The sequence below is a fragment of the Lysinibacillus sp. NPDC056185 genome (genome assembly GCF_047737915.1).
Lineage (GTDB): Bacteria > Bacillota > Bacilli > Bacillales_A > Planococcaceae > Lysinibacillus.
This window is the reverse complement of record NZ_JBLLLQ010000003.1, coordinates 249,729-266,908: the sequence shown is the minus strand read 5'-3', so window position 1 is coordinate 266,908 and position 17,180 is coordinate 249,729. Positions and strand designations below refer to the sequence as shown.

At 38.2% G+C, this 17,180-nt stretch carries 17 protein-coding genes, 8 tRNA genes and 1 rRNA gene; 1 reads left to right on the top strand and 25 read right to left on the bottom strand.

Annotation, left to right across the window (positions count from 1 at the left end; translation table 11 throughout):
* The 21 genes from ACMZ42_RS05385 to acpS all read right to left on the bottom strand — a co-directional run.
* A 16S ribosomal RNA gene (locus ACMZ42_RS05385) occupies positions 1-170 on the bottom strand; the annotation flags it as partial.
* A gap of 211 nt (positions 171-381) precedes the next feature.
* Positions 382-455: transfer RNA gene (locus ACMZ42_RS05380), tRNA-Gly, on the bottom strand.
* Positions 456-479: 24 nt separating this feature from the next.
* Positions 480-556: transfer RNA gene (locus ACMZ42_RS05375), tRNA-Arg, on the bottom strand.
* Positions 557-582: 26 nt separating this feature from the next.
* A tRNA-Leu gene (locus tag ACMZ42_RS05370) sits at positions 583-668 on the bottom strand.
* A gap of 67 nt (positions 669-735) precedes the next feature.
* Positions 736-808: transfer RNA gene (locus ACMZ42_RS05365), tRNA-Lys, on the bottom strand.
* A gap of 15 nt (positions 809-823) precedes the next feature.
* Positions 824-898, bottom strand: a tRNA-Gln gene (locus ACMZ42_RS05360).
* 5 nt (positions 899-903) lie between these two features.
* A tRNA-Asp gene (locus ACMZ42_RS05355) sits at positions 904-979 on the bottom strand.
* 36 nt (positions 980-1,015) lie between these two features.
* Positions 1,016-1,087: transfer RNA gene (locus tag ACMZ42_RS05350), tRNA-Glu, on the bottom strand.
* Position 1,088: 1 nt separating this feature from the next.
* A tRNA-Asn gene (locus tag ACMZ42_RS05345) sits at positions 1,089-1,165 on the bottom strand.
* A gap of 91 nt (positions 1,166-1,256) precedes the next feature.
* Positions 1,257-1,718 (bottom strand): SprT family protein, encoded by a 462-nt coding sequence (locus ACMZ42_RS05340; protein ID WP_370079919.1) that lies wholly within the window; start codon positions 1,716-1,718, stop codon positions 1,257-1,259.
* 148 nt (positions 1,719-1,866) lie between these two features.
* Entirely contained in the window at positions 1,867-4,041 is a 2,175-nt protein-coding gene (locus ACMZ42_RS05335; RefSeq protein WP_415730832.1) for a Tex family protein, read from the bottom strand.
* Between the two features lie 147 nt (positions 4,042-4,188).
* Positions 4,189-4,974 carry an RNA polymerase sigma factor SigB gene (sigB, locus tag ACMZ42_RS05330; protein ID WP_415730831.1) on the bottom strand — a complete coding sequence of 262 codons (786 nt, stop codon included), beginning with the start codon at positions 4,972-4,974 and terminating at the stop codon, positions 4,189-4,191.
* Positions 4,952-5,422, bottom strand: a complete 471-nt coding sequence (gene rsbW, locus ACMZ42_RS05325) for an anti-sigma B factor RsbW (protein WP_370079925.1) — start codon at positions 5,420-5,422, stop codon at positions 4,952-4,954. The genes sigB and rsbW overlap by 23 nt, the downstream gene beginning before the upstream one ends.
* Positions 5,419-5,754: an anti-sigma factor antagonist gene (locus ACMZ42_RS05320; RefSeq protein WP_370079927.1), complete on the bottom strand. Its 336-nt coding sequence runs from the start codon at positions 5,752-5,754 to the stop codon at positions 5,419-5,421. The genes rsbW and ACMZ42_RS05320 overlap by 4 nt, the downstream gene beginning before the upstream one ends.
* A gap of 65 nt (positions 5,755-5,819) precedes the next feature.
* Positions 5,820-6,815, bottom strand: a complete 996-nt coding sequence (locus ACMZ42_RS05315) for a PP2C family protein-serine/threonine phosphatase (RefSeq protein ID WP_370079929.1) — start codon at positions 6,813-6,815, stop codon at positions 5,820-5,822.
* Positions 6,816-6,827: 12 nt separating this feature from the next.
* Entirely contained in the window at positions 6,828-7,229 is a 402-nt protein-coding gene (locus tag ACMZ42_RS05310) for an anti-sigma regulatory factor (RefSeq protein ID WP_370079931.1), read from the bottom strand.
* Positions 7,230-7,664: 435 nt separating this feature from the next.
* A complete protein-coding gene (locus ACMZ42_RS05305; protein WP_370079933.1) occupies positions 7,665-8,015 on the bottom strand; it encodes a type II toxin-antitoxin system PemK/MazF family toxin in 351 nt (116 codons plus the stop codon).
* Between the two features lie 4 nt (positions 8,016-8,019).
* The gene (locus ACMZ42_RS05300) at positions 8,020-8,283 is read right to left on the bottom strand and encodes a hypothetical protein (RefSeq protein WP_049663444.1); all 264 of its coding nucleotides are present in this window, start codon (positions 8,281-8,283) and stop codon (positions 8,020-8,022) included.
* A gap of 334 nt (positions 8,284-8,617) precedes the next feature.
* On the bottom strand, positions 8,618-9,739 hold the full coding sequence (gene alr / locus ACMZ42_RS05295; RefSeq protein ID WP_415730830.1) for an alanine racemase: 1,122 nt from the start codon (positions 9,737-9,739) through the stop codon (positions 8,618-8,620).
* Positions 9,740-9,958: 219 nt separating this feature from the next.
* On the bottom strand, positions 9,959-11,068 hold the full coding sequence (locus ACMZ42_RS05290) for a LolA family protein (protein WP_370079937.1): 1,110 nt from the start codon (positions 11,066-11,068) through the stop codon (positions 9,959-9,961).
* Positions 11,069-11,547: 479 nt separating this feature from the next.
* On the bottom strand, positions 11,548-11,901 hold the full coding sequence (gene acpS, locus ACMZ42_RS05285) for a holo-ACP synthase (protein ID WP_370079939.1): 354 nt from the start codon (positions 11,899-11,901) through the stop codon (positions 11,548-11,550).
* A gap of 64 nt (positions 11,902-11,965) precedes the next feature.
* Here acpS and ACMZ42_RS05280 point away from each other — a divergent pair, with 64 nt between their 5' ends.
* Positions 11,966-12,586 carry a rhomboid family intramembrane serine protease gene (locus ACMZ42_RS05280; protein WP_337988590.1) on the top strand — a complete coding sequence of 207 codons (621 nt, stop codon included), beginning with the start codon at positions 11,966-11,968 and terminating at the stop codon, positions 12,584-12,586.
* A 91-nt stretch (positions 12,587-12,677) separates the two neighbouring features.
* On the opposite strand, the gene ACMZ42_RS05275 is transcribed toward ACMZ42_RS05280, so the two are convergent.
* The 4 genes from ACMZ42_RS05275 to ACMZ42_RS05260 all read right to left on the bottom strand — a co-directional run bounded on the left by ACMZ42_RS05275 (position 12,678) and on the right by ACMZ42_RS05260 (position 17,154).
* Positions 12,678-13,253, bottom strand: coding sequence for a GNAT family N-acetyltransferase (locus tag ACMZ42_RS05275; RefSeq protein WP_415730829.1), 576 nt, complete (start codon positions 13,251-13,253; stop codon positions 12,678-12,680).
* A 113-nt stretch (positions 13,254-13,366) separates the two neighbouring features.
* The gene (locus tag ACMZ42_RS05270) at positions 13,367-14,833 is read right to left on the bottom strand and encodes a PH domain-containing protein (RefSeq protein ID WP_415730828.1); all 1,467 of its coding nucleotides are present in this window, start codon (positions 14,831-14,833) and stop codon (positions 13,367-13,369) included.
* On the bottom strand, positions 14,826-15,305 hold the full coding sequence (locus tag ACMZ42_RS05265) for a PH domain-containing protein (RefSeq protein WP_370079946.1): 480 nt from the start codon (positions 15,303-15,305) through the stop codon (positions 14,826-14,828). The genes ACMZ42_RS05270 and ACMZ42_RS05265 overlap by 8 nt, the downstream gene beginning before the upstream one ends.
* 289 nt (positions 15,306-15,594) lie before the next feature.
* On the bottom strand, positions 15,595-17,154 hold the full coding sequence (locus ACMZ42_RS05260) for a DEAD/DEAH box helicase (RefSeq protein ID WP_370079947.1): 1,560 nt from the start codon (positions 17,152-17,154) through the stop codon (positions 15,595-15,597).
* Between the last annotated feature and the right edge of the window lie 26 nt (positions 17,155-17,180).

Here is a 17,180-nt window from a genome sequence, read left to right as displayed (position 1 = left end):
TAGCCCCGGTTTCCCGGAGTTATCCCAAACTATAAGGTAGGTTGCCCACGTGTTACTCACCCGTCCGCCGCTAACGTCAAAGGAGCAAGCTCCTTCTCTGTTCGCTCGACTTGCATGTATTAGGCACGCCGCCAGCGTTCGTCCTGAGCCAGGATCAAACTCTCCATAAAAAGAAATTTGATTAGCTCAAATTGTTTTGCTGGCATCATGTTTGATGTCCAAAATTTTGTTTCGTTCACCAACTCAAGGTTAGCTACTAAAAACTTTATTGATTACGTTTTGCTTGTTCAGTTTTCAAGGTTCATGTCATTATCTTGTAGTGACAGCTTTTATATCGTACAACATAAAAGTTCGTATGTCAACAAGTTATTTAAAGTTTTTTGGAGCGGGTGATGAGAATCGAACTCACGACATCAGCTTGGAAGGCTGAGGTTTTACCATTAAACTACACCCGCGTGGTAAATTGTATTTATTTAAAATGGCGCGCCCGACAGGAGTCGAACCCATAACCTTCTGATCCGTAGTCAGACGCTCTATCCAATTGAGCTACGGGCGCATATTATATAAATCCATAAATTGACTTGGTGCGGCCGAGAGGACTTGAACCTCCACGGGGTTGCCCCCACTAGGCCCTCAACCTAGCGCGTCTGCCGTTCCGCCACGACCGCATTCAATTAGGAACTTTCTTATCATACTATGATAATTCAAAAAGTCAACCTTTTTTCTTAAAAAAGATGAGCCATGAAGGACTCGAACCTTCGACCCTCTGATTAAAAGTCAGATGCTCTACCAACTGAGCTAATGGCTCATATTAAGAAATGAATGGCTGGGGTACTAGGATTCGAACCTAGGCATGACGGAATCAAAATCCGTTGCCTTACCGCTTGGCTATACCCCAATAAGTGGCGGTCCCGACCGGGATCGAACCGGCGATCTCCTGCGTGACAGGCAGGCATGTTAACCGCTACACCACGGGACCAATGTTACTATATTTTTATGAATTAAACTAATGAAATGACCCCTACGGGATTCGAACCCGTGTTACCGCCGTGAAAGGGCGGTGTCTTAACCACTTGACCAAGGGGCCATGGCTCCGAAGGCAGGACTCGAACCTGCGACAACCTGATTAACAGTCAGGTGCTACTACCAACTGAGCTACTTCGGAATAATTCATATATTTTGTCGTCGTTATCTTGTCGACTTTTACTATTATAGAGACATCTATAACGAACGTCAACCCTTTTTTTATTATTTTTTCATTCCACTAGTTTTAAACGTCCTAAACACTTGCTACAACAGTATTTCCCCACATTCATTCTAATTTTCCTTACATATAATTGTTGGCATTTTACACATGTATATGTATAAAGTCGGCGTTGTTTTTTTTGAGATGTTTTAGGGATTTGCAATACTGAGCAAAAACGAGGAGCGTTCACTTTGACTAATAGCTCTCGAAAATCTTTGTCTCGATGCTGATACCCTTTGCCTTCCAAGTGTAAATGATAATGACATAATTCGTGTCGAACTATACCTTCTACTTCGCTAATACCATACAATTCATAAGCTTTTGGATTAACTTCAATATTGTGCGATTGCAAGAGATAACGTCCACCTGTTGAACGTAGCCTTGAATTAAAATATGCTCGATGCATGAATGGCTTCTGGAAACTTTCTAATGATATTCGACTAACAAGACTTTGTAGTTCCTCATTGTTCATATCTATATCACCTCTAACAATAAGAATACCACACTGCGTAGTATAGACAGTGTGGTATTGATTTATCCCGCATTAACGGATAGTAATTTATCTGTACCGAAAGCGTAGTGGCAGCAAAGCAAATACAATTGCGCCAATGCGAAATTGATTACGCTTCAATAGTTTGATCTTTAGGAGGTAGCATCGTTAGTGAAATGCGGCCTTTTTTGACATCTATTTGTTCTACCCAAACAGTCACAATGTCACCGAGAGCAACAACTTCTAATGGATGTTTAATCCGTCTTTTTTGTAATTTTGAAATATGCACAAGTCCGTCCTGCTTCACGCCAATATCTACAAACGCCCCGAAATCAACTACGTTTCTCACTGTACCTTGTAATTCCATCCCAACTTGTAAATCTTCCATTTTTAAAACATCTGTTTTCAGCAGAGGCTGAGGGAATGCATCACGTGGATCGCGACTTGGTTTCATTAATGTATCCACAATATCTTGGATTGTGACAACTCCAATATCTAAAACTTCACTTAATTTTTCTACATCTAGTTTTGCAATGGCCTCCTCTGCCTTCTGCATCCCAAGCTCTTTTTTATCAATTTGCGCTACCTCTAAAATCTGTTCGGCTACACTATAACTTTCGGGGTGAATGCCCGTAGCATCAAATGCGTTTTTTGCTCCTGGAACACGTAAGAAACCAATTGCTTGTTCATACGTTTTAGCACCAAGTCGCGGAATTTTCTTTAGCTGAATACGTGTAGTAAATTGTCCATTTTCCTCTCGTACCTTCACAATATTCTCCGCAACCGTTTTAGATAATCCAGAAACGTATTGCAGTAGCGAAGCTGAGGCTGTATTAACATCAACACCAACTTGGTTAACAGCTGTCTCTACTATAAATGTTAAGGACTCCGTCAATTTCTTTTGAGAGACATCATGCTGATACTGACCTACTCCAACTGCTTTGGGCTCAATTTTTACTAACTCCGACAACGGGTCTTGTAAACGACGTGCAATAGAAACCGCACTACGCTGTTCTACCTGTAAATCAGGAAACTCTGCACGAGCAGTTTCAGACGCTGAATAAACAGATGCCCCTGCTTCATTGACAATAACATAGGCCGTATCAGTTTCAAGCTCATTCAATACATCTGCTATAAACTGTTCTGTTTCGCGTGAGGCAGTACCATTACCAATAGCAATTATAGTTATTGGGTATTTTGCTAAAATCTCTTTCACAACCGCTTTCGATTTTGCTACATCTGGCTTTGGCGGATGTGGATAAATGGCTGTAACCTCTAGCATTTTCCCGGTTGCATCTACAACAGCTAACTTACAGCCTGTACGGTACGCCGGATCAACACCCAATACATACTTCCCTTTCATTGGAGGCTGTAATAAAAGATTACGCAAATTCTCAGAGAAAATGTGGATAGCTTGCATCTCTGCCTTTTCAGTAAGTTCATTTCGTAACTCTCGTTCTATAGAAGGCTGAATTAAACGCTTGTACGAATCCTCTATCGCTAGCTTCACCTCGGCAATTGCTGGTGAAGAACCTGTAGCAGGAATCCATTCCTTCCACATAATCATCAATACTCGATCTATTGGTACATGAATTGCTACTTTTAAAATTTCCTCTTTCTCACCACGATTTACAGCTAAAATACGGTGCGGAACAATACGATTTACGGGCTCTTCATATTCGTAATACATTTCGAAAACGTTTTTGTCGTCTGTCTCTGCGTTCTTAACACTTGTTACGAGTACTCCATCTTTCCAGGAATACGTTCGAATTTTTTCACGGATTGCCGCTTCATCAGCAAAGCGCTCTGCTAAAATATCTCGAGCCCCAGCTAACGCATCCTCTACATTAGCAACTTTCTCCTCATCTACGAAAGCCATTGCTAATTGTTCTAAAGCATCTCTACGATACTCTAATAGAAGATCCCCAAGAGGTTCTAACCCTTTTTCTTTCGCTATAGTCGCCTTTGTTCGACGTTTTTGTTTATAAGGTCGATATAAATCCTCTACACGCTGTAAAACAGTTGCTGCTTGAATAGCTTGTTCTAATTCAGGTGTTAGTTTATCTTGCTCCTGAATTAATCGTATAACCTCTTCTTTGCGTTGTTCAAGCTGCTGTATGTAGTGATAACGATCCTCTACAGCTTTAATCTGTACCTCATCAAGGGATCCAGTAGCTTCTTTTCGATAACGTGCAATGAATGGCACGGTGTTTCCTTCTTCTAATAATTTAATAACAGCATCAGCTTGGCCTGGCTTAATAGCTACATCCTTTGCAATGAGCTGTAACATTTGCTTTTGTTCCACATCATCACTACCTTTTTTCTTTTCATTTTACCATTACACTTTACTAAAATTGCAAAAAAATAGTCTACTCTAAAAGAAGAGTAAACTATTCAATCAATTATACCTTGGCATAATTACGTCTGGAACAACCCCCTCGCTCCAAAAATTTCAGAGCGAAACTCTATCACTTACTAAGATAAATTCCTGTAACTTTTTTATTGCTTTCCTTTGTATTCTTGATACATGCATTTGAGAAATCCCTAATCGTTCCCCAACTTCATTTTGAGTGAGTTGTTCTAAATATGTAAGCTGAATTATTTCTCTTTCTCTCTCATCTAAAATACTCATAGCGTCAGAAACAATCATTCTTTTATTAGTCATTTCAAAGCCGTCATCTTCTTTACCCATAATATCAAATAGCGTTACTGTGCTGCCGTCAGAATCTGACTCTACTGAATGATCCATAGAAAGAGCATGATAACTACGGCTCATCTCCATAGCCTCTAAAACCTCTTCTTCTTCCACTTCTAATTGATCTGCGATTTCCTTAATAGATGGAGAACGCTGCAACTCAATTGTCAATGCTTCCACTGTTGTTTTAATGCGCGGTCCTAATTCTTTTATTCGCCTTGGTACATGAACATCCCAAGTTTTATCACGTAAAAAGCGCTTAATTTCCCCAACAATCGTTGGTACAGCAAATGCTTCAAAGCTCCGACCAACATTAGGATTAAAACGTCTAATTGCACCTAGCAACCCCAGCATACCTACTTGAACAATATCATCATAATGAGATCTACCATTCGAATATTTACGTGCAATGGACTCAACTAAATATCGATAATGCATCACTAAATTTGTTTGTGCTTCATCATCCTCTGTTGATTGGTACAACGCAATCCATCTTAATATATCTTCCTTGGACGAAGTTTTACGTGGTGATTCTTTCGACATTTTTTTCCACCTGCTCTCTAGCAACATACTTTGTCATGAAAACAGTAACGCCACCATCGTTATTTATCATCACCTCATCCATCAAAGTTTCCATTAAATAAAGCCCTAAACCACCTTCTCTTAAACCCGCAATACCCTCTTCAGGATGATACGGTCCAACTTTCGACTTTATTTCCTCAAAATTGAAACTATTGCCGTAATCTGCAATCATCATTTCTATTTTATTTTCATACAAAGCGCAACCAATGACGATTTCTCCTTCTTCTTCGTCCTTATATGCATGATGTACAACATTCGTTACCGCTTCACTTGCGGCAATTTTTAAGTCCTCAATATCATCATAATTAAACCCAACCCGACTAGCTAAGCCAGAAACCGTCAATCGAATCACACTGACAAATTGCGGTTTTGCAGGAACCCTTATCTCAATATAATCAAATTCCTTCATTTTCGTAATTCCACCTTTTTATCAGTCTCAATATCCATTAAATCGCTTAAACCAGTAATTTCAAACAACCTTTGTAATCTATTCGACAAACCTACAAGTTTAACTTTCCCGTTTTCACGTAACGTTCTTTTATAAAAGGCTACAAAAATACCTAACCCTGTACTATCCATATAATTAACTTTCGATAAATTAAGCACTATTTCTAATCCTTCAATAATTTTCACTGCCTCTAACTCCTCCCTAAGACGTGAAGCAGTATAAGTATCTATTTCGCCCTCAATAAATCCGTATAATTTATTATCTAATTCTTTAAAGTGTATCGCCATATCCATATAGCACACCTCCACCATATTTGTTTGACTGTTTTTCTATTCCCGTAATTACAAAGGTTAAAACCCTATTTTTTTATAATCGCAACTGTAAAATCGTCTGATAGTTTAAAATCCTGCATTTCTTCAATTTGCTTATAAAGGAGATTACATAATTGTTGAGCTGATAAGTATTTATTTTCCAATATTAGTGATGTAATAACCTCTCGTGAATTCATTTCATCATGCGTTCTGAATTCCGTAACACCATCCGTCATCATTATTACGATATCATTTTCTTCCAAAACAATTTCGTTGTACGAATATTTCGTTTCTGGCAACACCCCCAGTAATAATCCTGTCGATTCCAAAGGAAAAAATTCATTATGTTTAGCGCAATAATGGAGGGCCGGCTCGTGACCTGCAGAAGCATAAGAAAAAATACTCTTTCGCATATCCAAGCAACCGTAAAACATAGAAACAAACATACTGTCGTCTACACTCTTTTCAATTACTCGATTGATGACCTCTAATACATACGAAGGTTCTTTATATGCATATTCTAACGTTTCAAGACCGTATTTCACCATAGTCATACATAATGCAGCGGGAACACCTTTACCTACCACATCTGTCACAGCTACACTCAAATAATCCTCTCGATTATATAAAAAATGTACATAATCTCCATTCATCTTCCGGTTTGGGATAGATATCATTCCTATATCAATACTTGAAAGTTGTGGTACGTCTGTTTTAAGTAATGTTTTCTGAATGTTTGTAGCGATTTTCATTTCCATCTCATACTCTGCTTGTTTTTGTAATAAACTTTGGTGCTCCCTATGAGCCATTCCATAATGCACCATAACTTCGATAAGAAAATCATATGCGAGCTGTTCTTCACTCATTCTACATGGAAATAGTTTCTCAACTGCGTTTTTATGGACACTTACAACATCCTCTGGAGATATATTCTTTTGGATTAACTGGCGAATGAAATTTTGAGCAATATACAAATTCTTTTCAGTTTGATCGGTCATATAATCTGACAAAATCTTTTTATATTGTGATTCTAATTGTTCCAAAAATTCCACATCCTAACGCAGCCATTTTTCAGCTCTTATCGTTGTTCCTTCTCCTACAATCGATTGAATAACCATATTGTCCATCAATCGATTAACGCCTGGTAAACCTGCACCGAGCCCTCCTGAAGTGGAATAGCCATCCTCCATCACTTTCCGAACATCCTCTATTCCTGGACCCTGATCAGTTGCAATAACAATTATCTTCTTCTCAGTGTCTGTCTCAACTTTTTCAATTTCAATGACACCTATCCTTGCATATAAATATATATTTCGGGCTAGTTCACTTATAGCTGTGGTGATTCGTGCCTGATCAACAGTGTCAAATCCAAGCGCCTTTGCTTCGTCACGCCCCAGTTGTCTTGCTGCTACTATATCCCACTCAGTAATAATTTCAACCGAAGACTTAATTGTCACTGTCGCCCCCCCAATTCCTTTCGGAGTTATACTCTTACACTTTAATTCATATCATCTTATCAACTTTTACCTTGGCGTAATTGAACTGTCGCTACGTTAACACTACGCTTTCGCACAGACAATCTTGTTACTGAACAATGATAAAATTCTATTTTTATTTTCTTAAACCTCTCGATATTTTTCAAAAATCTATTCAAAATATAGATCTTGAGTATATCTTAAATCTATTAATACCATTTTTGAATAACGATTTCAATTTATGGTAATAAAGTATTTGAGAGTACAATATCAATTTCCCCTTGACGGAATTGTAGCTGTCGCCACAGAAAATATTTGTTGCTGTCGCTTCGCTTTCGCACAGAAAATATTGTTGAATAAAGATAAAAAAGCATCGAGATGAAAATTCATCTCGATGCCACTATACACATATGTATATCAAAATTTAACAAGCCCTAAACTAATCATCAATGCACCATCAACTTTCTCCATCAACGCATTGTCAAGTTGCGTAATACGATCTGTCAATCTTGACTTATCAATCGTCCGCACTTGCTCGAGCAGAATAACCGAATCACGTTCAAAACCATACTTTTCAGCATTAATTTCAACGTGCGTCGGTAATTTTGCTTTTTGAATCTGTGCAGTGATAGCTGCGATGATGACAGTCGGACTAAATCGATTGCCAATATCATTTTGAATAATTAGCACCGGCCTAGTGCCCCCTTGCTCGGACCCAACTACCGGCGATAAATCTGCAAAAAAAACGTCACCACGTTTTACATTCAAAGTGTCATCCCCCGCTAACGAGACGCTCCACTGTATGTTGTGCTTCATATTCTGCGTGCAAGCATTCACTTGCAATACTCAGGTTTATATGAGACATTTCAACATATCCTTTCATCATAGCTTCCCGTATTTGATTTGGTTGCTCCTGCATTAAAACTTTGCGCGACAAAATACGCGCAAAAGATTCACTCTCAATTACTTCCTTTGTTTGTAGAAACAGTCTATCCTGAACAGCAATTGTAGCTTCTCTTAACTTTTTCTCGTACACAGCAAGCACCTCCAACGGAACCATCCACTTTTCATTACTACCCATTCTACCATTGAAAGATATTGTTGAAAAGACACGAAATGACAAAATATCTGACAATTTAAAGTCCAAGTTGTAAAAATATGTAGGTTGTCGAAGGTATTTGCCGAATATTCACCTTGCAATTCGTTACAAAATATGAATGAATCAGCTTCTTAGTAAATCTTCTATAGTTGTTATTTACCAAGTTGTTTAGTGTTTAGATATAGTATTCATTTATCCAAATTTAAATGTCAAAACCATTTAAGACCGCCTATAACAAAATCCTTAAGTAACTTTTTAAGTTAAGTCCAGATTAAATGTATAATCTAGGAACTCTCGCTGTAATAATGCATGGTACTTCATAATTAATGGTTTCAAGCTTTGCTGCCCATTCATTTATTGAAATAGCATCATGTCCTTGAGGACCAATGAGTGTTACCTTCTCACCTATAGCATATGCTTTAGGCAAGGCAACCATACATTGGTCCATACAAATTCGTCCAACAATCGGCATTCTTTGTCCATCAATTAGTACTTCTTGTCCACCTAATTTACGAATTACCCCATCAGCATAGCCTACTGGTATTGTTCCTATCCACATATCCGAAGGAGCCTCAAAAGTAGCTCCATAGCCTACTGAATCCCCTGCTTGTAACTGTTTCACATGAACAAGCTCACTCTCAAGCGAAAACGCTGGCTGTAACGGAAATGGTAAAATACTTTCTACATAAGAAGATGGTGATAATCCATACATCGATATACCATATCTAACAGCATCAAATTGTAAATGTGCATCTTTTACTAAAGATGTAGCCGTGTTTGATGCATGAACAAGTCTAGGTTTTTCGGGCAATGCAGTTACACATTTCTCAAAAAATTGTACTTGTCTATCAAAGTATGAAGTATCCTCTTCATCCGCAGTCGCAAAATGTGTAAATATCCCATCAAGCTCCACATTCACTGTATTTTGTATTGTTTGATATAGATCCAATAATTCTTGTTCTGAACGAACGCCAATTCTGCCCATTCCACTATCTACTTTAATATGTAGTCGTAAAGGACTTGCTTCATTAGCTATGAACGGAGCCGCTTGCTGTACCCATTCACTTGCAAATGCCGTAAGAATAATGCGCTGTTGGGCAGCATATGGTGCAAATGAAACTGGAGAGGCACCTAATATTAGTATGTCTGGCTCTTCAAAATGTGCTCGAATATGTAATGCTTCATCTGGCGTTGCCACCGCAAGCATTGTTGCACCTGCCTCAAGTGCTGCTTTTGCAACGGCTACATCTCCGTGACCGTATGCATTTGCCTTTACGACAGCTATAATTTGAACATTAGGTCGAAGTAGCATTTTCAAATTTTTTACGTTTTGTTGAATTGCTTGTAAGTCTACTACTGCTTTAGTTGGTCTAAAATATTGCTGTGTCTCCATTAGAATACCCTCTTTATTTTTTATTAAAACATTATGTATTGAATAAATTGCCTTTTTTATACTATTTTTACATAATTCGTTCTATTTTAGACTAATCTTCTACATAACTTTTATCATATATGACTTAACAACTTCTAAACAGTGTTAATTTTCTTCAAAACTGTACTATTTTACTTAACGAGCTACAGCTTTCCATATAGAAAGCTGTAGCTAGAAAAATTATTTCATACTACCTATCGTCATAGAAGTGGCTACTTGCACCATTTCTTCACGAGTCAATTTACTAGAGGCTACAAAGAATTCAACGCCGTCCTTTTCCCAGCTAATAGAGGTATCGGTAATAGCACCAATCGTAAAGCCTAAATCTACCGGATCACCAGGAGACGATACTGGCAACATAGCAGCCTCTTTCGAAACTGGCTGTTGCATGACAGTAAATGGCTTGTCACCGTCAAATGTTAAGATGACACGGTCCATTCCACCCTCTCGCATAACTTTCTCTTCCACCATCTTCGTATTTTCTAAATTTACAACAGGGTAGTGTGTTTGGAACTCTTTATTTTCGGCTTCTGCACTTACTGCCTTTTTCTCTTCATTTCCATTCGGGTTATTGTTGCTCTCCTTACTGTCTTTGTTGTCTTTGTTATCTTTTTTATCTTTTTCTGATGGTGTAGCTTGTTCACCTTTTGTTTCATCTGATTCTGTAAATTGCTCAACCGCATACTCTTTAGCAGCGTGTTGAACACCTAATTTAATATTTTTAAATGTGATACGAATTTGTTCTTCTTTTACATCATTCATAATTACTACGGAAGTAGGAAGCATTGTTTTCTTATCAACTGTTATAACCTGATGAGGCATACTATTTTTATAGCTATTTCTAGTAGCCGCTTCAAATATATATGCTTTGTCCTCTTCTTTCATGACTAAATTTTTATCTTGAGCTAAATCTTCTGCTAGTGCACCTATTAAATAAGCTTGACTATTTTTCTTGGGCCAATCACTTTGGAATTTATACATTTTGTTTAATGTAGGTGTCACAACAAAAACTCCATCTGCATTTCGCACTATCATTTGCGAAACATCTTTCCCACTTTCTACTACTTCTACTCGATAAAAATCAGGTTTCGTATGCCAAACTGTTACATCATATTTTTTGGGATCTCCACCAGATTTAATCTCCATCGTAGCATTCAACTCATAACCATTTGCTTCTGCCCATTTCCCATTAACTTTCTTCAACACTTTTTCCTGTGAGTCTGTACCACATGCCGATAAAAGTAATATCGTACAAAATAAGACGAGCCATTTAACTATTCGGTTGCCCACGCTTTCACCCTTTCCTTCTTTCAAATCCACTACGACAATATATGAACCGTATTTGTCAGTTATGTCATTTGAACAAGGGCAATATATTTATCTTCACTCAGAAATTTATTTTTCTTTTAACTTCTTTCAGCGGATATTTGGACAACCGCTGAAATAGAGGAACTCAGTCTAAGAACGCCACGTCCTGTGGCAACGACTGAGTGACCAACTTCGTGTTGGCCTAAAGCCTCCGGCGGACGTCACGGAATCGGCAAGGAGTTCTTTGTGCAAGCAAAGCCGATTCCAGACCCAATTATGCCAAGGCATAATTGATTAGCTTATCACCATAACGTAGGGTTGATTTCCGCTCCGGCTGGGGGCGTCAGTCTTCACTCCAATTAACTTTATCTAAATGGTATACGTTTTAAAAATGTCATCCACAACTTTTGGTGATGAGCTTTTTTAATATTTTATATGGCGCAAGCTTTGTTTATCTTTATTTATTGTAATAATATTACTTGTGCCGCAGCGTATTGCTTAGAATGTGTGATACTTACAAATCCATTTGCAAGCTGTCCTTTGAAATATAAAACCGGATTTCCAGCTTCCCCTCTTAAAACTTCAATATCATGAAGCTTACATTCTTCACCAATACCAGTTCCCAATGCCTTTGAAAATGCTTCTTTTGCAGCGAATCGTCCAGCTAAAAATTCTATTTTACGAGTTTCTGAATGTGCATCAAACAAAACTCTTTCCTTTTCAGTTAAAATGCGATCTTTAAATTTATTTGTTCTTCTTATTGCTTTAGCAATACGGTCAATTTCTACAATGTCAAGACCAATTCCTTTAATCATTTGAACTTCTCCTTTTCCTATTTCTAAAAAGCCATGTATAATAATTGTAAATTGAGGTGGAGTTATGTTTAGTAGAACAGAAAATTTTAAGCAATATACAAAGTATTATCCGATTGTTTCAACATTAATAGCGGTTAATTTAATTGTTTATGTACTAACTATTTTACCTGGAGTAGGAGAAAATGTATTGAATTACGGATTTCAATCGAACTTCCTTATACGATCTGGTGAATGGTGGCGTGTTTTTACTGCAATGTTTTTACATGCTGGCTTTTCGCACGTTTTCTTTAATATGTTTTCATTGTATTTATTCGGACCAGAGCTTGAAAGAATTGCTGGCAAGGTACGTTTTACTACAATTTATTTAATGTCTGGTATTGTAGGTAACATGGCAACCTATTTACTTTATGATAGTAGCTATCAAAGTCTTGGTGCAAGCGGAGCTGTTTTCGGAATATTCGGTGCTTTCGGAGCGCTTGTCTACTATACACGTCGTACAATGCCGATGCTTCGTAAACTTATTTTGCCCATCATTGTGATCAGTGTTATCATGACTTTCCTACAGCCAAATGTGAATGTCTATGCTCACTTAGGCGGCTTAGTAACAGGTTTCCTTCTTGGACTCGTTTACTTACATCCAAAAAGAATTTTAAGCTGGCGTAAACAAAAGATGGCGGGTAAGTAATAAGTACAAGAGGAGCAATCCTCCGTGATAAGCTATCATCACGGATTGCTCCTCTTATTTTTATACTAGAGTGATATACAATTCGTCAATTTCAAAGTGCGACCGTATCCTCTTTCGCTGCCTTTATTTTTTTCCATTCAACTGCTGTTAAGCCATAGACAACTTGGTCTACATGATGATCATAAAGCCACTCAGCATCTCTTAAACGTCCCTCTTCATGAAACCCTAACACTTTTGGAATTGTACGACTTCGAATATTCCCTACCGCTACTCGCACTTCAATGCGATTTAATTTTAAATAGCTAAAGGCATAATCAATAAATGCTTTCATAGAATTTGTGACTAAGCCCTTACCAACAAATTCGTCCCCCAACCAATATCCAATACTTGTCCATTTATGTTGCCAATTCACTTGATGATAGCCAATCACTCCAGCAAGCTTCCCCTCATAATAGATCCCCGCTTGTAGGCCATTATTATCTGCGTATTGTTGCATCGCACCTCTTACAAATCGCTCTGTATCCTCTACTGTTTTCACATCATCTACAAAAGGTAACCATTCACGCAACGTATCTCTCGAACGATCCGTCAACGCGAATAATTCATCTACGTCACTTAATTCCAACAATTTTAAATACGTGTTCTTATTAATATCATACTTAAACAAAATTACCACCCCTTTTGTTTGATTTATTCTATTATAAACAGTATATTTGCATATTTATAGATAAAAAAGGCTAATCCTTCTATTAATTGTAAAGATTAGCCAAACTCTTGCTTTCAATGTTCATACCAAGATAATATTGTTTCAGCATCTTGCTGCTCTAAGTTTCGTACATTCCCTGCCATACCGGTCATACCTGACATGACCGTTGCTTTTACAGACATAACCTTCTTTCTTTTTTGAAAATAGGTTTGAGTAGTCCCAATAGATTGTATGCGTTTTTTCTCCATAAAGAATGTAGTACGACTGAACACACGATATTGCATAGTTAGTTGCTTTCCATCGATCATATAACCAGCTGATTTATGTTGCCAAACACCCATTACTATTGTTAATGGAATTAATAATAACGAAAGTAACCCATACGGATATAAGAAGTAACTACATGCACCAATTATAGGTATGAGCCAAACAAAATCAATTCGGTAAAAAAATGGACGAGCTCGTTCTGGTGAATAAATAAATTCTGGACGCCAATTTATATCTGGAAAAAGTTGCTCTAGCGTTCCCAAACAATCCTGCTTCTGAATAAGTGGGAACAGAGTAATTTTCTTATCATTTCCTTCTCCACCATTTCCTCCAGCACTCTCAACGACAACTGTGGCGAAGCCAAATAATTGGCGCACTGGATTCTCTACAATACGAATCGCCTGAATTCTATTTAACGGTAAAGTAATTCGTTTTTTCTCAATTAGCCCTTTTGTAATAATAAGCTTTTCATCTTCAATTCGGACTGTATATTGGTAATAATTGAACAGTGTAATAACAAATGACACAAACCATGCCAGAATTAGGCTGAATATCACTGTTAGTACAACTAAAAATGCACCAATTTTCGCAAAGTCAGCTAGCTCGTTAAAAATTTCCTCATATGGGATTATTTCTGAAATCTGAGGGATAAATGCTGCTACCCCGGACAGAACGAACCCAATTCCGCCTGAAGTTATGGCCAATATAAGCAAATCACGTATCGACATATGATAAATAGTTGGAACTGGTACTTCCTCTATTAGCGACTGTTCATCATTCATCTGTTCATTTATTTGGTTCTTTGCACGACGCATTTCCAGCTCTATGACATCTGCCTCTGCCTTACGTATAGCCGTTAACTCTACCTCAGGCTTTCTATCCTTACTCCCCGCAGTTTCAACCTGAACTTTTACTAAGCCAAATAATCGATGAAAAATACCCTCATTATAATTTAAGCTCTGAATACGTTCAAATGGGATATAACGTTTCTTTTTAACGAATAAACCATACTTTACACGCAATTCTCCATCTTCAAACCAATATACAAAGGTACGCCACTTAACAATACCACTAACAAGCGCAAGTAAGGCCCCTACTCCCCATATACCGAATAAGAAAATCGTCCGCCAAAAATTATCACTATGGAAATTAAAGGAGAAGTGAAAACCATTAGTTATGATAATAACAACTAACGGAAAAATCATACTTTTTAATGCTTTTGCACTCGCGATAACAGCCGATATCGGGTGTAAACGATTAATTTCCTTAGACATCATCTTCCGCCACCCTTGCTAATTCCGAAATACGTGCACGAAGCCTATCAGCCTCGTCCATTACAAGTGCAGGAATTGTATGTACAGTTGCTGCTGTAGATATTGAAATATTACCTAAACCATATTTTTTTAATATCGGTCCTTGCGTCGTATCAACATGCTGTACACGCACCATTGGAATAAGTGTACGTTTAACAACGAATAAACCATGTTGCACCTCGATTTCATTGTCACGCACCTCATAGCGCCAGCGTTCCCATCTTATCTTTGGAAATAAATAAGTGGATAGGACAGCACTAAGTATGACTACAGCAACGGCAATGAAATAAATATATGATGGCCATTCATAATAATATGTGCCGTAGCATGCAAACGCCGCTACAATCAAAAGTAATAATGTTTGCAATACACCATATAAACGCCACACTGTTAACCCTTTCTTAGAAATCATATGCATTGGTTCTGTTCTCAAAGTCGTTCCCTCTCTTTCTTTAACTACGTATACGTAATCAGTAATCATTTTGTTTCAAAATTATATCAATTTTCGCCTTGGCGTAATTGTAGCTGTCGCTTCGCTTTCGCTACAGAAAACATTTGCCGCTGACGCTTCGCTTTCGCACAGATGAATTGCCACTGGACGTGGTGTTCTTAGACCGATTCCCTCTATTTCAGCGGGTGCTTGGACACCTGCTGAAAAAAGTTAAAAAAAAACCTTACAGCCATTTTGACTGTAAGGTTTAATCATTTCCATGAAGATAAAATTAGTCTTCGTGACGACGTGGTGCGCGTGAACGACCTTGTCCACCTTCACGGCGTCCGCCTTCTCGACGAGTTCCACCGCTTCCTCCACGACGATCTCCGCCGCTTCCTCCACGACGATCTCCGCCACTTCCTCCACGACGATCTCCGCCACGTCCGCCTTCTCGACGTCCGTTAAAGCTACGGTTACCGCCACGTCCACGATCTCCACCGCCACGGTTGTTAGAACGCTCACGACGCATTGGTAATGGTCGTTCTTCAGTAATTGTTACTGGCGAGTCATCTGGCTCTTTTGTTAATGAACGAAGTGCAGCAGCTACAACATCGATTGCATCATGGTTTTCAAGTAATTCTGTCGCAAGTGTACGATAATCACCTAAGTTGTTGTTCGCAATAAGACCTTCTAGTGTTTCCAAAGCTAGGCGTTGTTGACCAACTAAAGCTTCGTCAGTTGTTGGTGGACGAAGTGGTGTCATACGTTTTTTCGTTGTTTCTTCTACAATACGTAGGTAACCCATTTCGCGTGGTGTTACAAATGTTACTGCAAGACCTGATTTACCTGCACGACCTGTACGACCAATACGGTGAACATAAGACTCCGGATCTTGAGGAATATCGAAGTTATAAACATGTGTTACACCAGAAATATCAAGACCACGAGCAGCTACATCTGTTGCCACAAGAATATCAATTTTATTTTCTTTAAATTGACGTAACACAGAAATACGTTTTGCTTGGCTTAAGTCACCATGGATTCCTTCAGCAAGATAACCACGGATTGATAATGCTTGTGCAAGCTCATCCACCCGACGTTTTGTACGTCCAAAGATGATCGCAAGCTCTGGTTGGTGAACGTTTAATAAACGAGATAAAATGTCGAATTTTTCACGCTCAGCAGACTTCACAAAATATTGATCGATGTTATCAACTGTTAGTTCCTTCGCTTTAATTTTTACGATTTCTGGATCACGCATAAATGTTTCAGCAATTTTACGGATTGCTGGTGGCATTGTTGCTGAGAACAATAATGTTTGACGTTCAGAAGGCACATTTTCTAAGATTGAATTAATATCATCGATAAAGCCCATATTTAACATTTCATCAGCTTCATCAAGTACCAATGTTTGAACATCTTCTAGTTTTAAAGTACGACGATTAATATGGTCAATAATACGACCAGGTGTACCTACGATAATTTGAGGTTTATTTTTCAGTGCACGGATTTGACGGCCGATTTCTTGACCACCGTAAACTGATAACAATTTTACACGTTTATCATAACCAATTTTATATAGCTCTTCTGAAACTTGAATCGCTAATTCACGAGTTGGAGCAATTACTAATGCTTGGATATTAGGGTTTTTCGGGTCAATTTTTTCGATAAGTGGAATCCCGAAAGCGGCAGTTTTACCTGTACCTGTTTGCGCTTGACCTAATACATCACGGCCTTCAATTGCAAAACGAATAGTACCTTCTTGGATTGGTGTTGCTTCTTCAAATCCCATACGCTTTACTGAGCGTAATGTAGATTCGCTAATATTTAATTCTGAAAAATTTGTCAAACTTCTCAATCTCCTTTTTCTGCTTT